We start from the raw sequence: 15769 nt of genomic DNA, 5'->3' as shown, positions 1-15769 counted from the left end.
TTCATTGCGTTCACGTTTCCGGTATGCCACCGGGACTCTGCAGTGGGCATCGTTCAGGTAGCCTGACCACCAGAGACCCGCCAACAAGAGGACAGAATTACAGTGACTCGACGAAGAGGAATGTCCCTTGCGGGGCAGTACCTGGTCCTGCAGTTGCTGATAGTCCTCGCCGTCCTGGTTGCCGTAGTAGGCATTTCGCTGGCGCAATCGGCCGCAGCGTTCGAGCGGATCGAGGGCCGCCGGGCGCTGTCCGCCGCCGAAGCTTTAGGCAATAACCCCACGGTCCGCGAACTGCTCCCCGCTGCCGAGCCGCGGGCCGGCGCCGTCCTTCCGGCCGTGGCGGAGTCGGTCCGGACCGTTTCCGGCTCATCCCATGTGACCTTGGCCAAGCTGGACCGGACCATCGTGGCCGCCTCCGATCCCGAACTGCTGGGCACACTCCTGGAGCTTGGCGCCAGCCGAGTGCTGGAAGGCCGTTCGTGGACCGGCGTGGTGGGCGGATCCGGCACCGAGGAACTCTCTGCCCATGTTCCGGTCCTGGATGACGCCGGGATCATGATCGGAATTGCATCCATCAGCCGGAACTACCCCTCCACGTTGGAGCGGCTGGGGGACGCCGTACCTAATCTCCTCACCTATCTCGGCGTGGCCAGCGTGCTGGGTGTTGCCGGCTCGCTGCTGCTCTCCCGTCGGGTGAAGCGGCAGACCCTGGGCATGGAACCGAGCGAAATTACGGGCCTGGTCGAAAACCGCGAGGCCATGCTGCATGGCCTGAAGGAAGGCGTGGTGGCGCTGGACCCGCACGAGCGCATCACCGTCGCCAACGATAGTGCCCGCGCGCTGCTCGGCCTTCCCGCTGATTGCGTAGGCCAGAAGTTGGCCAGCCTCGCCGTGGAGCCTGCGCTGAAGGAGGTCCTCACCCACGAGCAGCCGGAGCCGGACCGGCTGGTGCTCGTCGGGGACAGGTTGGTGGTGCTGAACCGCGTGCCCATCCAGTCGCGCGGCCGGGACATCGGATCGGTCACCACGCTGCGCGATCGTACCGAACTGTCCTCGCTCGAGCAGGAACTCGGCGTAACCCAGACGGCCACCGACACACTCCGCGCCCAGGCCCACGAATTTGCCAACCAGCTGCACGTGATCTCCGGCCTGATCCAGATCGGCGAATACGAATCCGTGGTCCAGTTTGTCAACGGTGCCACGCTGGACAGGACCCGGCTCAACGATGAAGTCACCAGCCGCATCCAGGACCCTGCGCTCGCCGCACTCCTGATCGCCAAGTCGAGTCTCGCCACCGAGCGCGGGGTCACCTTGCAGCTTGAACCCGCATCCGGGCTGGGGCGCGTTGATGAGGATCTGTCCCGCGACCTGACCACCGTCGTCGGGAACCTCGTGGACAACGCGTTCGACGCCGTCGCTGGGCTTCCGGAGGCATTGGTCAGGGTGCTCGTGGAGGACACAGCCGACGGCGTGACGCTCACCGTCCGCGATTCCGGCCCCGGCGTCACCGGGGATCCGGGGGAGATCTTCCGGCAGGGTTTCACCACCAAGGACCCCGGCCCCGGCGGCAGCAGGGGCTTCGGCCTGGCGCTCTCCCGGGTGGTCTGCCGGCGCAGCGGCGGCGACCTCACGGTAACCAACAACAACGGGGCGGTCTTCACCGCCCGGCTGGAACGAACACGGAGAATGCAGCAATGATCAAAGTCCTGATCGTCGATGACGACTTTATGGTGGCCAAGGTCCACGCAGGGTTCATCCAGCGCACTCCCGGGTTCGCCGTCGTCGGGGTGGCCCATACCGGCGCCCAGGCGGTCATCGAAACGGAGCGGCTGCAACCGGACCTGGTGCTGCTCGATATCCACCTGCCGGACATCAATGGCCTGGACCTCATGCACAAACTGCGCGAAGTGGCCCCGGAACTGGATGTCCTGGTGATCAGCGCCGCCCGTGAGGTGGACACGGTGCGCAAGGCCCTCCGCGGCGGGATTGTGCACTACCTCATCAAGCCCTTCTCGCAGACTGACCTGCACGAACGGCTGGAGCACTACCGCAGCGCCTACCAGGGCCTCGACTCGGCCAAGGACGTGGCGGAGCAGTCGGACGTGAACCGGGTGTTCGGGCTGGACCGGACGGACCCGCCCCTGCCGAAGGGCTGCAGCATCGAAACACTGAAGCTGGTGGAAGCTGCCCTGAACGAGGCCGACGGCGACCTCTCCGCCGCCGAGGTGGCCGTCCAGTTGGGCACGTCCCGGGTCAGTGCGCGCCGGTATCTTGAGTACCTCCACGATGAAGGGGTGCTGGAGGTCCGGCTCAAGTACGGCGTGGGCAGGCCCGAGCGGCGCTACGTGCTTAAGGCTTAGCTGTACCGGCAGCCAGCATCCCCAGCCGGGGACTTAGCGCAGCAGCGTGTTAACCAACCGCGCCGCCACCTTCGCGGTCCGGCCGTCGATGTCGAACTCCGGATTCAGCTCCGCCACGTCCAGATGCAGGAGCTTTCCGCTCTCGGCCACCTGCCGACAGACGGCACTGATCACCGGCAGGGGCACTCCATACGCCGCCGGCGCGCTCACACCGGGAGCCACCGACGCCGGCAGGACGTCCAGGTCGATGGTCAGATACAGTACGTCCACGCGGGCCAGGAACGCGGCCACAAATTCCCGCACCCGCTCGGCCGTGCAGTCCTCATCCGGCAGGTACCGCACGCCCAACCGCTCCGCGGTGTTGAAAAGCGCGCGGGTGTTGTTCGGCTCAGATATCCCGACGACGGCGTAACGGAATTCGCGCCCCGCGGCGGCTTCCGCCTCGGCCATCTGGCGGAACGGCGTGCCGGAACTGGGCAGGGCTTCATCGCGGAGGTCGAAGTGGGCGTCCAGGTTCAGGATGCCCAGTCGCTTGCCGCCGCGCACTGCGTCTGATCCGGCCACGCCCAGGTAGCTGGCGAACGCGGTCTCATGCCCGCCGCCCAACACCACCGTGAGCCGGCCGGCGTCGAGCATGGCCGTGATCGCGTGCCCGGCTCGGGCCTGGCCGGCCTCCAGGGCGCCGTCCGAGACCACGACGTCCCCGGCGTCGCACACGGTGCGGTCAAGGTGGAACGCGAGCGGGCCGAGCGCGCCGCGGATGGCTGCCGGCGCCAGTGCGGCGCCGGTCCGGCCCTTGTTGCGGCGCACACCCTCGTCGCTGGCGAAGCCCAGGATTACGGCAGGGCGTGCAGTGAGGGGTGCAGCAGAATCGTGTCCAGGGCTGTCAGACGATTCAGCGCCGGGTGCGTAGGGCGAAACAGCCTGCCACCAGCGCCGGTGCCCGCCGCCGTCGCCGTCGAACCGCCCACTCCAGGGCTGAGGGGGGAAATCGGCGGTGAATGCGGAGGGGGCCATGTTCCAAGCTCACCGCATGCGGACCGCCAAAGCCAGCGGGGCCGCCGTCGTCGTGTCTGTAATTACGGAACCACAGGCCCGGGGTGAAAGACTGGCAGCAGGTGTGGTCTCGGCAGCCGCACGCTAAGGTGGAGCAATCCCTCCGCGGGGCGGGCCCGTCCGCAGGGCAGGCGCCTCAGGGCAAGTCGCAGGTCGGAGCACCATGTTCGAATCCACCAGCATCCTCTTCGCCGTGGCGGGCGTTGCGGTTTTTGTCGCCGCGATTCTCCCCAAGATCCTGCGCCACGTACCGTTCTCCATGCCAATGGTGTTCCTGGGTGCCGGGATCGCAGCTTTCTCGCTGATCCCCAGCCTGCCGGATCCAAATCCGATAGTGCACAGCGACATTGCCGTCCACCTCTCGGAGGTCTGCGTCATTATTTCCCTGATGGGCGCGGGTCTGGCCCTGGACAGGCCCCTGGGGCGCCGGAACTGGGCCACAACCTGGCGGCTCCTGGGAATAGCCATGCCGCTGTGCATCATTGCCCTGACACTGATGGGTTTGTGGTTCCTGGGGCTGGGGCTGGGGGCGGCCTTGCTGGTTGCCGCCAGCCTCGCCCCTACGGACCCGGTGCTGGCCGCTGAGGTCCAGGTGGGCGAACCGGCCGATGATGACGACGAAACGGACAAAGAGGACGAGGTCCGCTTCGGCCTGACGTCGGAAGCCGGCCTGAACGACGGACTCGCCTTCCCGTTTGTGTACCTGGCCATCGCCATTAGTCTGGTGGGCGCGTCGCCGTCGGAGTGGTTCCCCCAGTGGTTCGGTGTAGACGTGGTCTGGCGCCTGGCCATTGGGGTCCTCGGCGGCTTCGCCACGGGCAAGCTGCTGGCCAGGCTGTTTTTCTCCGCGAGGAAGGAAAGCCTGCGGCTCGCCAACCACTCCGAAGGGTTTGTGGCCTTGGCGGCAACGTTCCTGGCGTACGGCCTCACCGAGATGATCGAAGGCTACGGTTTCATCGCGGTGTTTGTCTGCGCGGTCACCATCCGGTCCGCCGAGCATACCCACGGCTACCACCGTGTGCTGCACTCCTACGTGGAACAGCTGGAACGGCTGGTGACCGTGGTGATCCTCGTCCTGCTGGGCGGCGCGATTGGCCGCGGACTCCTGGCCGAGGTCGGCTGGGCGGAACTCCTGGTTGCGTTGGCGTTCCTGCTCCTGGTGCGGCCCGCGGCCGGCTGGATCGGACTGCTTGGCGGAAAGACGGGCCCCTACGAACGCGTTGCCCTTTCTTTCTTCGGGATCCGCGGCATCGGTTCCTTGTACTACCTGGCGTATGCGCTGGGAAAGGGCCGGTTTTCCGAGCAGGCTGAGTGGCTGTGGTCCTTCGTGGGCCTGGTAGTGGCCCTTTCCATCATGATCCATGGGGCCACTACTTCGCCGTTGATGAACCGGCTCGACCGCATGCGGGAGCGGAAGGCCCTGGCAGAATCCGGCGATGAGGGCAAGGCCCCCACCACTGCCGTGTAAGTCACATTCCCAGGGCGGCCTCGATCGGTCCCACGGCGAAGAACAGCAGGAAGGCGGCAGCCACGGCCCACATCAGCGGGTGGATGTCCTTGACCCGGCACTGGACGGTACGGATGATGACGAACGCAATGAACCCGGCACCAAGACCGTTGGCGATCGAGTACGTAAACGGCATCAGCGTGAAAGTCAGGAAAGCAGGGATGGCGATGCCCCAGTCCTGCCAGTCGATCTTGCCCACCTGGGAGACCATCATGAAGCCCACCACCACCAGGGCCGGAGCCACGGCCTCGAACGGGACCAGGTTGATCAGCGGGGTGACGAACATGGCCACCAGCAACAGCAGGCCGGTGACGATGGAAGCAATGCCGGTGCGGGCACCTTCGGCGATTCCGGCGCCGGCCTCAACGTAGATCTGGTTCGAGGAGACGGACGCGCCGCCACCCACGATAGCGCCCAGCGCGTCCACCTGGAGCACACGGTCCACGTCGGGGATGTTGCCGTCCTTGTCCACCGTTCCCGCCTCGTTGGCCAGGCCCACCATGGTGCCCATGGCGTCGAAGAAGATGCTGAGCAGGATCACGAAGGCCAGCAGCGTTGCGGCCACAAAGCCCAGGTGTTCAAAAGCGCCGAACGGGTTGGCCTTCCCGATCAGCGACAGGTCCGGGGCGCTCCACCCCGTAAAGGACGGCGCCACCAGGGACCAGCCCTGCGGGTTGGCGGTGGTGCCGTCAAAGCTGGGACCGATGTGGAGGGTCATTTCCAGGATCACGGAAATGATGGTGGAGGCAATGATGCCGATCAGGATGGCACCCCTGACCTTGCGGACCACGAGGGCGATGGTGAGGATCAGGCCGAAAACAAAGACGGCCGTGGGCCAGCCCAGAAGTTTGCCGTCGTAGCCCAGGCCCACGGGAACAGTGGTGCCGGCAGCGTCGGGGATCCGGCGGACAAAACCGGCATTCACCAACCCGATCAGGGCAATGAACAGTCCGATGCCCACCACGATGGCGGTCTTCAGCCCGTCCGGGACGGCCTTGAAGACGGCGGTCCGGAAGCCGGTGAGGACCAGGATCAGCATGGTCACGCCGGACAGGACCACCAGGCCCATCATGTCCGGCCACGTCAGGCCGGGGTTAGTAGCGACCGTGACGGCAACAAACGCGTTCACGCCCAGCCCCGCGGCCAGCGCGAAGGGGTGCCTGCCCCAGGCGCCCATCAGGATTGTAAGGATGCCCGCCACAAACGCCGTCACAGCAGCCACTGCGGCAAAGCCCAGTGTGGTGCCGGTGGAATCCGGGCCGGAGAGGATCAGGGGGTTAAGCACCACGATGTAGCTCATGGCGAAGAATGTGGCAAAGCCGCCGCGGATCTCGCGGGAGAGGTTGGACCCCCGCTCGGAGATCTTGAAGTACCGGTCCAAGGCAGAGCCCTGCTTAAGCATTAGTCCTCCGGATGTGTTGTTGGGGTTACTCGATCCTAGAGGGCGGAAGCGCGCGCCTAGAATGTCTGTCAGGAACCTCACAAGGCCGAGCATATGTTGGAGACACCATGACTACTGACACATCGACAGGCCAGCAGGTCCCCGCGGCGCACGTCGCCGACAGCCACGATCTGATCAGTGTGCAGGGCGCCCGGGAGAACAACCTCAAAGACATCAGCCTAGAGATCCCCAAGCGCCGCCTGACAGTATTCACCGGGGTGTCCGGCTCTGGCAAGAGCTCACTGGTGTTCGCGACGATCGCTGCCGAGTCCCAGCGGATGATCAACGAGACCTACAGCGCCTTTGTACAGGGGTTCATGCCCAACCTGGCGCGGCCTGACGTGGACCACCTCGAAGGGCTGACCACGGCGATCATCGTTGACCAGGAGCGGATGGGCGCGAACCCCCGCTCCACGGTGGGAACTGCCACGGATGCCAACGCCATGCTTCGGATCCTCTTCAGCCGGCTGGGCATCCCGTATGTCGGGCCGCCCACGGCCTTCTCCTTCAATGTCCCGACGCGGAAGGCCAGCGGTGTAATGAGCACCGAGAAGGCCGGCGGCCGGGTGGAGAAGGCCGTGGTGCAGAACGTTGTGTATCTGGGCGGCATGTGTGCGCGCTGCGAGGGCATGGGCTCGGTCTCCGACGTTGACCTGACCGCTTTGTACGATGACACCAAGTCCCTCGCCGACGGGGCCCTGACCGTCCCCGGCTACAGCATGGACGGGTGGTACGGCCGGCTGTTCGAGGGCATGGGCCTGCCGATGGACAAGCCGGTTGCCACGTTCACGAAGAAGCAGCTCGAGACGATGCTGTATGCCGAGCCCACCAAGATCAAGGTTGAGGGCATCAACCTCACGTTCGAGGGCATCATCCCCAAGATCCAGAAGTCCATGCTGTCCAAGGACGTCGAGGCGATGCAGCCACACGTGCGGCGCTTCGTGGAAAGCGCCATCACTTTCCAGGCCTGCCCCGAGTGCGAGGGCACGCGGCTCAGCCCCGAGGCGAGGTCGTCGAGGATCCAGGGCAAAAACATCGCCGAGCTCTGCGAGATGCAGATCAGCGACCTGGCCGAGTGGGTCCGCGAGTTCGACGAGCCGTCGGTTGCGCCGCTCCTCAAGGGTCTGCGGCACCTGCTGGATTCCTTCGCCGAGATCGGGCTGGGCTACCTCTCGCTGGACCGCCCCGCAGGCACCCTCTCCGGCGGCGAGGCGCAGCGGACCAAGATGATCCGGCACCTGGGCTCGTCCCTCACCGACGTCACCTACGTCTTCGACGAACCCACCATCGGCCTGCACCCGCATGACATCGAACGGATGAACCAGCTGCTGCTGCAGCTCCGGGACAAGGGCAACACCGTCCTCGTGGTTGAGCATAAGCCCGAGACCATCGCCATCGCCGACCACGTGGTCGATCTCGGCCCCGGCGCCGGCACCGCGGGCGGCAGCGTCTGCTTCGAGGGAACTGTGGACGGGCTGCGGCGGAGCGACACCATCACCGGCCGCCACCTCGATGACCGTGCGAAGGTCAGGGGATCCGTGCGAACTTCCACCGGCGCCCTCGAGGTGCGTAGCGCCTCCACGCATAACCTCCAGGATGTCGACGTCGACGTTCCGCTCGGCGTGCTCTGCGTGGTCACAGGTGTCGCGGGTTCGGGCAAGAGCTCGCTGATCCACGGTTCCGTGGCAGGACGTGACGGCGTGGTGGTAGTCGACCAGGGCGCCATTAAGGGCTCGCGCCGCAGCAACCCCGCCACGTACACAGGCCTGCTCGAGCCGATCCGCAAAGCTTTCGCGAAGGCCAACAACGTGAAGCCCGGGCTGTTCAGCTCCAACTCCGAAGGTGCCTGCCCCACCTGCAACGGCGCGGGCGTCATCTTCACCGAACTGGGCGTGATGGCCACGGTCGAGTCCGTGTGCGAGGACTGCGAGGGCCGGCGGTTCCAGGCGTCAGTGCTGGAGTACACGCTGGGCGGCCGCAACATCTCTGAGGTGCTGTCCATGTCCGTGACAGAGGCTGAGGTCTTCTTCAGCGAAGGGGAGGCCCGCACGCCCGCGGCCCACAAGATCCTGGACCGGCTCGTCGACGTCGGACTCGGCTACCTGACGCTCGGCCAGCCGCTCACCACGTTGTCCGGGGGCGAGCGGCAGCGCGTCAAGCTGGCTACGCAGATGGCCGAGAAGGGCGATGTCTACGTCCTGGACGAACCGACCACTGGCCTCCACCTCGCCGACGTCGAAAACCTCCTCGGCCTGCTTGACCGCCTCGTCGAGTCCGGCAAATCGGTCATCGTCATCGAACACCACCAAGCGGTCATGGCGCACGCCGACTGGATCATCGACCTCGGCCCGGGAGCAGGGCACGACGGCGGCAAGGTCGTGTTCGAGGGGACTCCCGCCGAGCTTGTGGCCGCCAAGTCCACGCTCACCGGCAAGCACCTCGCGGCGTACGTCGCCGGCTGAACGCCGGCAGCTGAACGCCGGTGCCCGGCGCCGCCCGTCGCTGCCCGCGAAGTTCGCCCACGGAAGTTCGCCTAGGCTGGAGGGACGCCAACCCAAGGGAGCAGTACACCCATGCGATCCATACGCCGCCAGGTGCTGAGCGTCGTGCTCGGGACCTTCGTTTTCGTAGCCGTTGTCCTGGGACTCGCGGCTCCGGCCTCGGCACACGATGCCGCCGAGTCCAGCAGTCCAGCGCAGGGCGCCACGGTGGCCACGGTCCCGGAGCAGGTGTCCGTCACCTTCAATAAGAACCCGCTGGGCATCGGCGCACAGTTCTCCGTCAAGGATTCGGCCGGTACCGAGTGGGCGGATGGCGATCTTGAGATCGTGGACAACACGGCCAGCCAAAAGCTCAAGGCCGGCGCTCCGGCGGGCGCCTACACGGTGGCCTGGCGCGTCGTCAGCGCGGATTCGCATCCGATCGAGGGGACGTTCGGCTTTACGGCGACCGCCGCTGCGGCGGGTGCCGCGCCTTCGGGAACATCGGCGGGAGCATCGCCGTCGGCCGCTGTTCCCACGATGGGAAGCGCGCAGCCGGGAACCGTGGCGGCGCCGGCGCCGGCTGAAAACGCGTCCCAGCCGTTCCCCTGGAGCCTGGTGATCTTTGCTGCCGTGGCCGTGGGCCTGCTGGTGGCCATCGGTATCCTCGCGAAGCGCCGCCTCACTACACGCAGCGACGACGACGAATCCGAAGAGGCTTAGACGGCGGCGGCGCTTTCCGGGTGGACGGTGGCCGAGATGGCCTGGCCCACGGTCTTGGCCTGACGCAGGACTTCCTTGGGTGAGGGCGTGATGAGCTCGCCCACGCCCACGAGGTAGATGCCGATCTGGCGCATCGCAGCCACCAGGTTGCGGCCAACAGTGATGCCGAGGTCGCTGAGCATACGCCGCAGCTGACTGTGCGCGCACCGGGTCAGCACAATGTTGTCGGCCAGCAGGATGCCGTTGGGCGTATGGACTTCCCACTGGCCGGACGGGGACCCCGCGGCCGCTCCCGTGCTGGTTCCGCCGGGTTCGCCGCTCACCATGGTCAGCTGAACCGCCCGGGTGGTGGTGCGGACATCCATGTGGTGGCTGGCGGCGTAGTTGCGCAGGTGGCGGAGGATCTCGTTGCGTTCCCGGAGGGATTCGGAGTCTGCTGCGTCGCAGCGCTGCAGTGAAGCAGTGTTGGCCGGTTGTGCGGCGCCGAGGATGTCGAGCCCGTCCACTACGATGGCGTCCACGCCACGGCGACGCAGTTCCGCGCCAACCGCCAGGCCTGATAGCCCCGTGCCGATGATCACCGTAGTGGTCCGTTCGGTCCCGCCATTCACAGGCATGCTTGACACTACAGGTTTCCTCCTTGAAAGGCTTTCGGATGCAGGCAGCGTCGCCCCGCATGCGTTCCGTTACCCCCAAAGTCCGGCCGCAGCACCGGCCCGGGACGCACCTTGAATTGGGCGTCGGCGGACCGGCAGTGCCTCGAAGACTACAGAACATTCGGCACCGTGGATAGCCCAAACACAAACATTCTTCTCCGCGATGAATACGCTTTCCGCTCCGTTTGCCGTGGGCTGTGGATAACCGGCCAGCCAGCGGCCCTGGGCCGCTTGCTAAGTGTCCGTGGACCGAGAATAGTGAGAAGCGGAGGCAGGGCTCTCCAGCCCGTCGGGCCACAGATCGCGGCCGGTGCGGGCGGAGGGCGCCGCGTCTGGCAGAATAGCCGCAACATAAGGCAGTATCGCGAGGAGGCGGCCCCATGGGCGCACATGAGTTGCATCCGGATCCGGAACAGGACAGGGCCGGAAATTCGGCGGCTCCGGTGGGGATTGTTGTCGGCGTAGACGGGTCCGACCACGGTCAGTGCGCCTTGGTGTGGGCGGCCCGGGAAGCCGAGCGCCGCCGTCGGCCTTTGCACATTGTCACCGCCTATTCAGTGCCGATCTTTGCGGCGTCCGGGCTGGACGGCGGGTACGCCACCGTGGATGATTCGGTGATCCGCGAGGGCGCCGAAGCGATCGTCAAGCAGGCGCTGGACAAGGTTTCCGGGTACAACATCGAGGTTGACGGCTCCGTGGAGAACGGGGACGCCTCGGGTGTGCTCCTGGAAATGTCCGAGACGGCTGATCTGCTGGTCTTCGGCACCCGCGGCCGTGGCGGATTTGTGGGACGACTGCTGGGCTCGGTGAGCAGCGCCCTGCCTGCACACGCCAAGTGTCCCACCGTTACGGTGCCGCTGGTGTGTTCGGACCGGCTCGGAGAAACCACAGACGACAAACGCATCAGGGCCGAGCAGGACCAGCCAGGGCACAAGCAGGTCGAGAACGTTGTGGTGGTGGGCGTGGACGGTTCCGAACAGGCGCGGGTCGCTGTGCTGGAGGCTGCCGACCAGGCTGAGCGGCTCGGGGCGACCCTGCGCGTAATCTGTGCGGTGCCGCAATTCAGTGGATCCTTGGCCTGGGTCCCGGCCCCCATGGACCGCAAAGCACTCTTCGATGACATCCAGATCCAACTTGACGCTGGAATGGCCTGGTTGAAGAGCCACTACCCGAACCTTGCCGTGGAGTCGGAACTGCTGGACGGTTCTGCCGTGGACGTCCTTGTGGAGGCCAGCCGGCATGTGGAACTGGTCGTGGTGGGCACCCGGGGCCATGGCGGGTTCACCGGCATGCTGCTGGGTTCCACCTCCGGCGGCGTGCTCCATCACGCCAAGAGCCCGGTCCTGGTTGTTCCGGACCGCGACGATCCGCGGCTGGCGGACCGCGACAAGTTTGGGCCGCTCCCCGGCGCAGCCTGACCAGTCACCTTCGCAGCAGGAGGCATGACGATGCCTGACACCGGCAGACCGCCTCCCATCCTGGGATTGGAGGCGGTCACCGCAGCAATGGTTCCCCTGGTGGGTGGCAAAGCGGCCAACCTGGGGGAGTTACTCGCCGCTGGGCTGCCCGTGCCGGACGGCTTCTGCCTCACCACGGAGGCCTACCGTGAGGCGGCCGCGGATGCGCATCGAAGCGGCGGTCCGCTCGCCGAGGTCCACCGGGCGCTGAAAGCAACGCACGACGGCGACCTCCCCGCCTTGGCCGCCCTGGCGTCCCGGGCCCGGAATAGTATCCAAAACGCCCCGGTCCCCACCGAGGTGGCCGCCGCCGTCGAGGCGGCGTACGTAGCCCTGGGTGACAACGTTCCGGTGGCCGTCAGGTCCTCGGCCACTGCCGAAGACCTTCCGTCGGCGAGCTTCGCCGGCCAACAGGACACCTACCTCAATGTGGTGGGCGCCGCCGCCGTTGTGGAAGCCGTGCGTGACTGCTGGGCCTCGCTCTGGACGGACCGGGCCGTCAGCTACCGGGCAAGCCGGGGGATCGATCCGGCCGCGGTGTCGCTGGCGGTGGTGGTCCAGCGGATGGTGGATGCCACCGCCGCCGGTGTGCTTTTTACCGCCAACCCGCTGACGGGCCGCCGGAAGCAAGCCGTGATCGATGCCAGTCCGGGGCTGGGGGAGGCTGTGGTGTCAGGGGCCGTGAACCCGGACCATTTCGTTGTTGACCCGCTCACCGGGCGGGTGCTGGAACGCCGGCTTGGGGACAAACGCATCGCGGTCCGGCCGATCCCCGGGGGCGGAACCCGGACGCTGGCCATCAGCAATGGCGGAGCAGCGGCCTGCCTGACGGACAAGCAGGCCGCCGAGCTGGCGGCTATGGGCCGCCGGGTGGAGGGTCACTTTGGCTCGCCGCAGGACATTGAATGGGCCATCGCCGGCGACGGCCGCCTCTGGCTGACCCAGTCGCGGCCCATCACCACGCTGTTCCCCGTCCCGCAACGGGCGGCCGGGGTGGGCACTCCCGGCGGGGAGGGCACGCGCGTTTACCTTTGCTTCAGCCTGGCGCAGGGCCTGACCCGCCCCATCACGCCCATGGGCCTGGCAGCCTTCCGGCTCATTGCCTCCTCGGTGGCCCGCGCGGCGCAGTTCGACGTGCCCGAGCCACGCCGGGGTCCGTCCCCTTACGCAGTGGCGGGCCAGCGGATTTACGTCGATCTGACCGCAGTAGCCCGCAGCACCACCGGCCGGCGGATCGTTCCGCGCGTCTTTGACGTGATGGAAGCACGCTCAGCCACGGTGCTGCGCAGGGTGTTCGAGGACCCGCGGTTTTCCGTGACCCGCCGGACGCCGCTGGGCTTGCTGCGGCACGTCGTCCCGGCGGCGGTCCAAGCCGGCGTGCCGGAGACGCTGCTCCGGGCCGTCTTCCGCCCCGACGCGGCCCTCCGCAGGACCAACCGGCGCGCGCGCGAGTTCGCCGATTCACTCGAACCGCCCGCGGGCCTCACCCCGCTGCAGCGCCTGGACCACGCCGAACACGTGCTCGGCACCCGCATCTTCTCGGTGGTGCCGTCCATCCTGCCGCTTCCGGCGCTCGGGTTCGCTGCCCTGGCGCTCGCCGGAAAACTGCTGGGCGGCGGCCGGTGGGATGACCTGCAGGTTGTGCTCCGCGGGCTGCCTAACAACGTCACCACCGAGATGGACCTGGAGTTGTGGCGCCTCGCCCAGGTGATTAAGAACGACGGCGGTTCCCGCGCCGCAGTGTCGGACCGGACACCCGCCGAGCTGGCCGAAGACTTCCGCGCGGCCCAGCTGCCCGCCGTGCTGCAGTCCGGGGTGGCCCGGTTCCTGGGCCAGTACGGGCACCGCGCCGTGGCCGAGATCGATGTCGGCATGCCGCGCTGGTCGGACGATCCCACCCACATCCTGGGTGTCCTGGCGAATTATCTCCGGCTCGAGGACTCGGCGCTGGCACCGGATGTTCAGTTCAGCAACGCCGCTGAGGAAGCGGACGCCTGCGTTGACCGTCTCGTTGCGGAGGCACGGAGCCGTGGCCGCTTGCGCGGGATAGCGGTCCGGGCGGCACTGCGTCGGGCCAGGCTTTTCTCCGGATTGCGCGAGCTGCCCAAGTACCAGCTGGTGGTGGGCCTCGCCGAAGTACGGAAGCAACTGGCCCTGGCCGGTGCGGCGCTGGCGGCGGCCGGGGTGGTAGCCGAGGCGGACGACATCTTCTTCCTCGACCTGGACGAAGCCAGGGCCGGCCTCGATTCGGGAGCGGGTGACCTCCGGGACCTGGTGGCGCAGCGGCGCGCGGACTACGCCGTGGAACTTGAACGGCGGCACATACCCCGGGTGCTGCTGTCGGACGGCACGGAGCCGGAAGCCATTCCATCCGGCGACGCTGTGACGGCATCCACGGTGCCGGGGGCACTGAGCGGCAGCCCGGCGTCGGCCGGTGTTGTCACAGCGGCCGCCCGCGTGATCCTCAACCCTGTGGGTGCGCATCTGGAACCGGGAGAAATCCTGGTGGCGCCGTCCACGGACCCCGGCTGGACACCGTTGTTCCTCACCGCGGGCGGACTGGTGATGGAGATGGGCGGACCCAATTCGCACGGGGCTGTGGTGGCCAGGGAGTATGGGATTCCCGCGGTGGTGGGCGTCCCGGACGCCACGCTCCAGCTCTTCACCGGGCAGGAAATAACGGTCGACGGCGGCGCCGGAACCGTGGTGCCTTCGTAGCCGGGCAGCCCCCGGCAAGACTTCCAGAAGAGACGTGTGGCTGGCGGTCCCGAGGCGTAACCTGAAGTATGGGCTCCAAGGATGAGGCAGGGCTGGCATGATCCGCGCATGGCTGCGCTGGGTGCCTGCCGCAGCTGTACCTGCAGTGATAGCCGCCGGCGTGCTGGTGGGATCCATTCCGGCTCGGGCCGGCGATCCATTGCCACAAAAGTCTCCGGCCGAGGTTCTGACCCTCCTTGGCCAGCACAACACCCGGTCATTCTCCGGGACGGTCGAGCAATCCGCCGAGATGGGCCTGCCCGAACTGCCGGCCGCCGGTCCCAGCTCCGGACCGGTGTCGGCCGGCGGGGCCGCGTCGGTCCTGGAGTTCCTGACCGGCGAGCACACCGCCCGGATCTTTATGGACGGGCCAACGAAGATGCGGGTCCAAGTGATGGACCGGCTCGCTGAACGCGACGTCATCCGGCGCGACAACGACGTGTGGTTCTACAACTCCAAGGACAACAGCGCTGCCCACCTTGCCTTGCCGGCGTTCGCCAGCGACCTGCCGATGTCTGTCCCCGAACCTCCCGCTCTGCCAGGACCTCCCGCACCGCCCGGCGACCTGCCAGGCCGGGACCTGCCCTTGCCCATCCTGCCCGGCCCGCCTGTACTGCCGACGCCCGAGGACCTGGCCCGCGAGTTCCTCGCCGTTGTGGACAGTTCCACCGAGGTGACGGTGGGGCCGGACATCGAAATTGCCGGCCGGGCGGCCTACAGCCTGGAACTGGCGCCGAAGACGCAGGGAACTCTGGTTGAGAAAATTGCCATCGCCGTCGACGGCGAGACGGGAATGCCGCTGCGGGTATCCGTGATGGCACGCGGCCAGGCAAAACCGGCTTTACAGGCTGGCTTCACCAGCCTGTCCCTGGCGGCCCCGGAGGACTCGGTATTTTCGTTCGTTGCCCCACCGGGCGCCACGATCAAGGAGCTGCAGGTACCACCGATCCCGCTCCGGCCCGGCCTGCCACCCCTTCCGGCCGTGCCCGGTGGGATTACGCCCGGAGTGGTTCCGGACAGCGCCCCGGATAAGATCCCCGGCAGCGAGGCCAGCCTGCATCACCGTGGTGCACTTCGGCCAACGGTAACTGGCAAGGGCTGGGAGACCGTCGTCGGGTTCCCCGCGGCACCCGACGGCCAAGCGGCTGCCTTGACTGGATCCTTGCTGAAGGATCCGCTCCTGTCCCAGGCCGCCGTCGTCGTTCCCGGCGGACGGCTCCTGTCCACGGCACTGGTCAACGTCCTGCTGACCGACGACGGCAGGATCTTTGTGGGGATGGTCCCGGCTGGGCGGCTCCAGGCTGCCGCCGGCGCGGTGTGACCGCGGCCGGG

The 15769-nt window shown here is 67.2% G+C and carries 11 protein-coding genes; 8 read left to right on the top strand and 3 right to left on the bottom strand.

Annotation, left to right across the window (positions count from 1 at the left end; all coding sequences use genetic code 11):
- Positions 1-120: 120 nt before the first annotated feature.
- Both QK290_RS05510 and QK290_RS05505 read left to right on the top strand, forming a co-directional pair.
- Positions 121-1698 (top strand): sensor histidine kinase, encoded by a 1578-nt coding sequence (locus QK290_RS05510; protein WP_282329865.1) that lies wholly within the window; start codon positions 121-123, stop codon positions 1696-1698.
- On the top strand, positions 1695-2360 hold the full coding sequence (locus QK290_RS05505; RefSeq protein ID WP_282329677.1) for a response regulator: 666 nt from the start codon (positions 1695-1697) through the stop codon (positions 2358-2360). The genes QK290_RS05510 and QK290_RS05505 overlap by 4 nt, the downstream gene beginning before the upstream one ends.
- Positions 2361-2393: 33 nt before the next feature.
- Here QK290_RS05505 and hutG read toward each other — a convergent pair whose 3' ends face one another.
- Positions 2394-3377 carry a formimidoylglutamase gene (hutG, locus tag QK290_RS05500; RefSeq protein ID WP_282329676.1) on the bottom strand — a complete coding sequence of 328 codons (984 nt, stop codon included), beginning with the start codon at positions 3375-3377 and terminating at the stop codon, positions 2394-2396.
- Positions 3378-3579: 202 nt separating this feature from the next.
- Between hutG and QK290_RS05495 the strand changes: the two genes are divergently transcribed.
- Entirely contained in the window at positions 3580-4884 is a 1305-nt protein-coding gene (locus QK290_RS05495) for a cation:proton antiporter (protein ID WP_282329675.1), read from the top strand.
- Between the two features lies 1 nt (position 4885).
- Here the strand turns inward: QK290_RS05495 and QK290_RS05490 are convergent, their stop codons facing one another.
- Positions 4886-6325, bottom strand: coding sequence for an NCS2 family permease (locus tag QK290_RS05490; RefSeq protein ID WP_282329674.1), 1440 nt, complete (start codon positions 6323-6325; stop codon positions 4886-4888).
- Positions 6326-6432: 107 nt separating this feature from the next.
- On the opposite strand from QK290_RS05490, the gene QK290_RS05485 reads away from it, so the two are divergent.
- Positions 6433-8826, top strand: a complete 2394-nt coding sequence (locus QK290_RS05485) for an excinuclease ABC subunit UvrA (RefSeq protein ID WP_282329673.1) — start codon at positions 6433-6435, stop codon at positions 8824-8826.
- Between the two features lie 111 nt (positions 8827-8937).
- Positions 8938-9567 (top strand): copper resistance CopC family protein, encoded by a 630-nt coding sequence (locus QK290_RS05480; RefSeq protein ID WP_282329672.1) that lies wholly within the window; start codon positions 8938-8940, stop codon positions 9565-9567.
- Here QK290_RS05480 and QK290_RS05475 read toward each other — a convergent pair.
- Positions 9564-10184, bottom strand: a complete 621-nt coding sequence (locus QK290_RS05475) for an FAD-binding protein (RefSeq protein WP_282329863.1) — start codon at positions 10182-10184, stop codon at positions 9564-9566. The genes QK290_RS05480 and QK290_RS05475 overlap by 4 nt on opposite strands.
- Positions 10185-10603: 419 nt before the next feature.
- Between QK290_RS05475 and QK290_RS05470 the strand changes: the two genes are divergently transcribed.
- The 3 genes from QK290_RS05470 to QK290_RS05460 all read left to right on the top strand — a co-directional run bounded on the left by QK290_RS05470 (position 10604) and on the right by QK290_RS05460 (position 15758).
- The gene (locus QK290_RS05470; protein ID WP_282329671.1) at positions 10604-11641 is read left to right on the top strand and encodes a universal stress protein; all 1038 of its coding nucleotides are present in this window, start codon (positions 10604-10606) and stop codon (positions 11639-11641) included.
- 30 nt (positions 11642-11671) lie between these two features.
- Positions 11672-14398: a PEP/pyruvate-binding domain-containing protein gene (locus QK290_RS05465; RefSeq protein WP_282329670.1), complete on the top strand. Its 2727-nt coding sequence runs from the start codon at positions 11672-11674 to the stop codon at positions 14396-14398.
- Positions 14399-14495: 97 nt separating this feature from the next.
- On the top strand, positions 14496-15758 hold the full coding sequence (locus QK290_RS05460) for a hypothetical protein (RefSeq protein ID WP_282329669.1): 1263 nt from the start codon (positions 14496-14498) through the stop codon (positions 15756-15758).
- Positions 15759-15769 lie beyond the last annotated feature (11 nt).

The sequence above is a fragment of the Pseudarthrobacter sp. AL07 genome, assembly GCF_029960665.1.
Taxonomy (GTDB): domain Bacteria; phylum Actinomycetota; class Actinomycetes; order Actinomycetales; family Micrococcaceae; genus Arthrobacter.
The sequence above is the reverse complement of the archived record's forward strand: the minus strand, read 5'-3'. Positions and strand labels throughout refer to the sequence as shown.

What these genes read in the sequence shown, in the direction of transcription:
- QK290_RS05480 (WP_282329672.1), top strand. Translation starts at nt 8,938, where the DNA reads ATGCGATCCATACGCCGCCAGGTGCTGAGCGTCGTGCTCGGGACCTTC.
- QK290_RS05490 (WP_282329674.1), bottom strand. Translation starts at nt 6,325, where the DNA reads ATGCTTAAGCAGGGCTCTGCCTTGGACCGGTACTTCAAGATCTCCGAG.
- QK290_RS05470 (WP_282329671.1), top strand. Translation starts at nt 10,604, where the DNA reads ATGGGCGCACATGAGTTGCATCCGGATCCGGAACAGGACAGGGCCGGA.
- QK290_RS05475 (WP_282329863.1), bottom strand. Translation starts at nt 10,184, where the DNA reads ATGCCTGTGAATGGCGGGACCGAACGGACCACTACGGTGATCATCGGC.
- QK290_RS05485 (WP_282329673.1), top strand. Translation starts at nt 6,433, where the DNA reads ATGACTACTGACACATCGACAGGCCAGCAGGTCCCCGCGGCGCACGTC.
- QK290_RS05495 (WP_282329675.1), top strand. Translation starts at nt 3,580, where the DNA reads ATGTTCGAATCCACCAGCATCCTCTTCGCCGTGGCGGGCGTTGCGGTT.
- QK290_RS05460 (WP_282329669.1), top strand. Translation starts at nt 14,496, where the DNA reads ATGATCCGCGCATGGCTGCGCTGGGTGCCTGCCGCAGCTGTACCTGCA.
- QK290_RS05510 (WP_282329865.1), top strand. Translation starts at nt 121, where the DNA reads ATGTCCCTTGCGGGGCAGTACCTGGTCCTGCAGTTGCTGATAGTCCTC.
- hutG (WP_282329676.1), bottom strand. Translation starts at nt 3,377, where the DNA reads ATGGCCCCCTCCGCATTCACCGCCGATTTCCCCCCTCAGCCCTGGAGT.
- QK290_RS05465 (WP_282329670.1), top strand. Translation starts at nt 11,672, where the DNA reads ATGCCTGACACCGGCAGACCGCCTCCCATCCTGGGATTGGAGGCGGTC.
- QK290_RS05505 (WP_282329677.1), top strand. Translation starts at nt 1,695, where the DNA reads ATGATCAAAGTCCTGATCGTCGATGACGACTTTATGGTGGCCAAGGTC.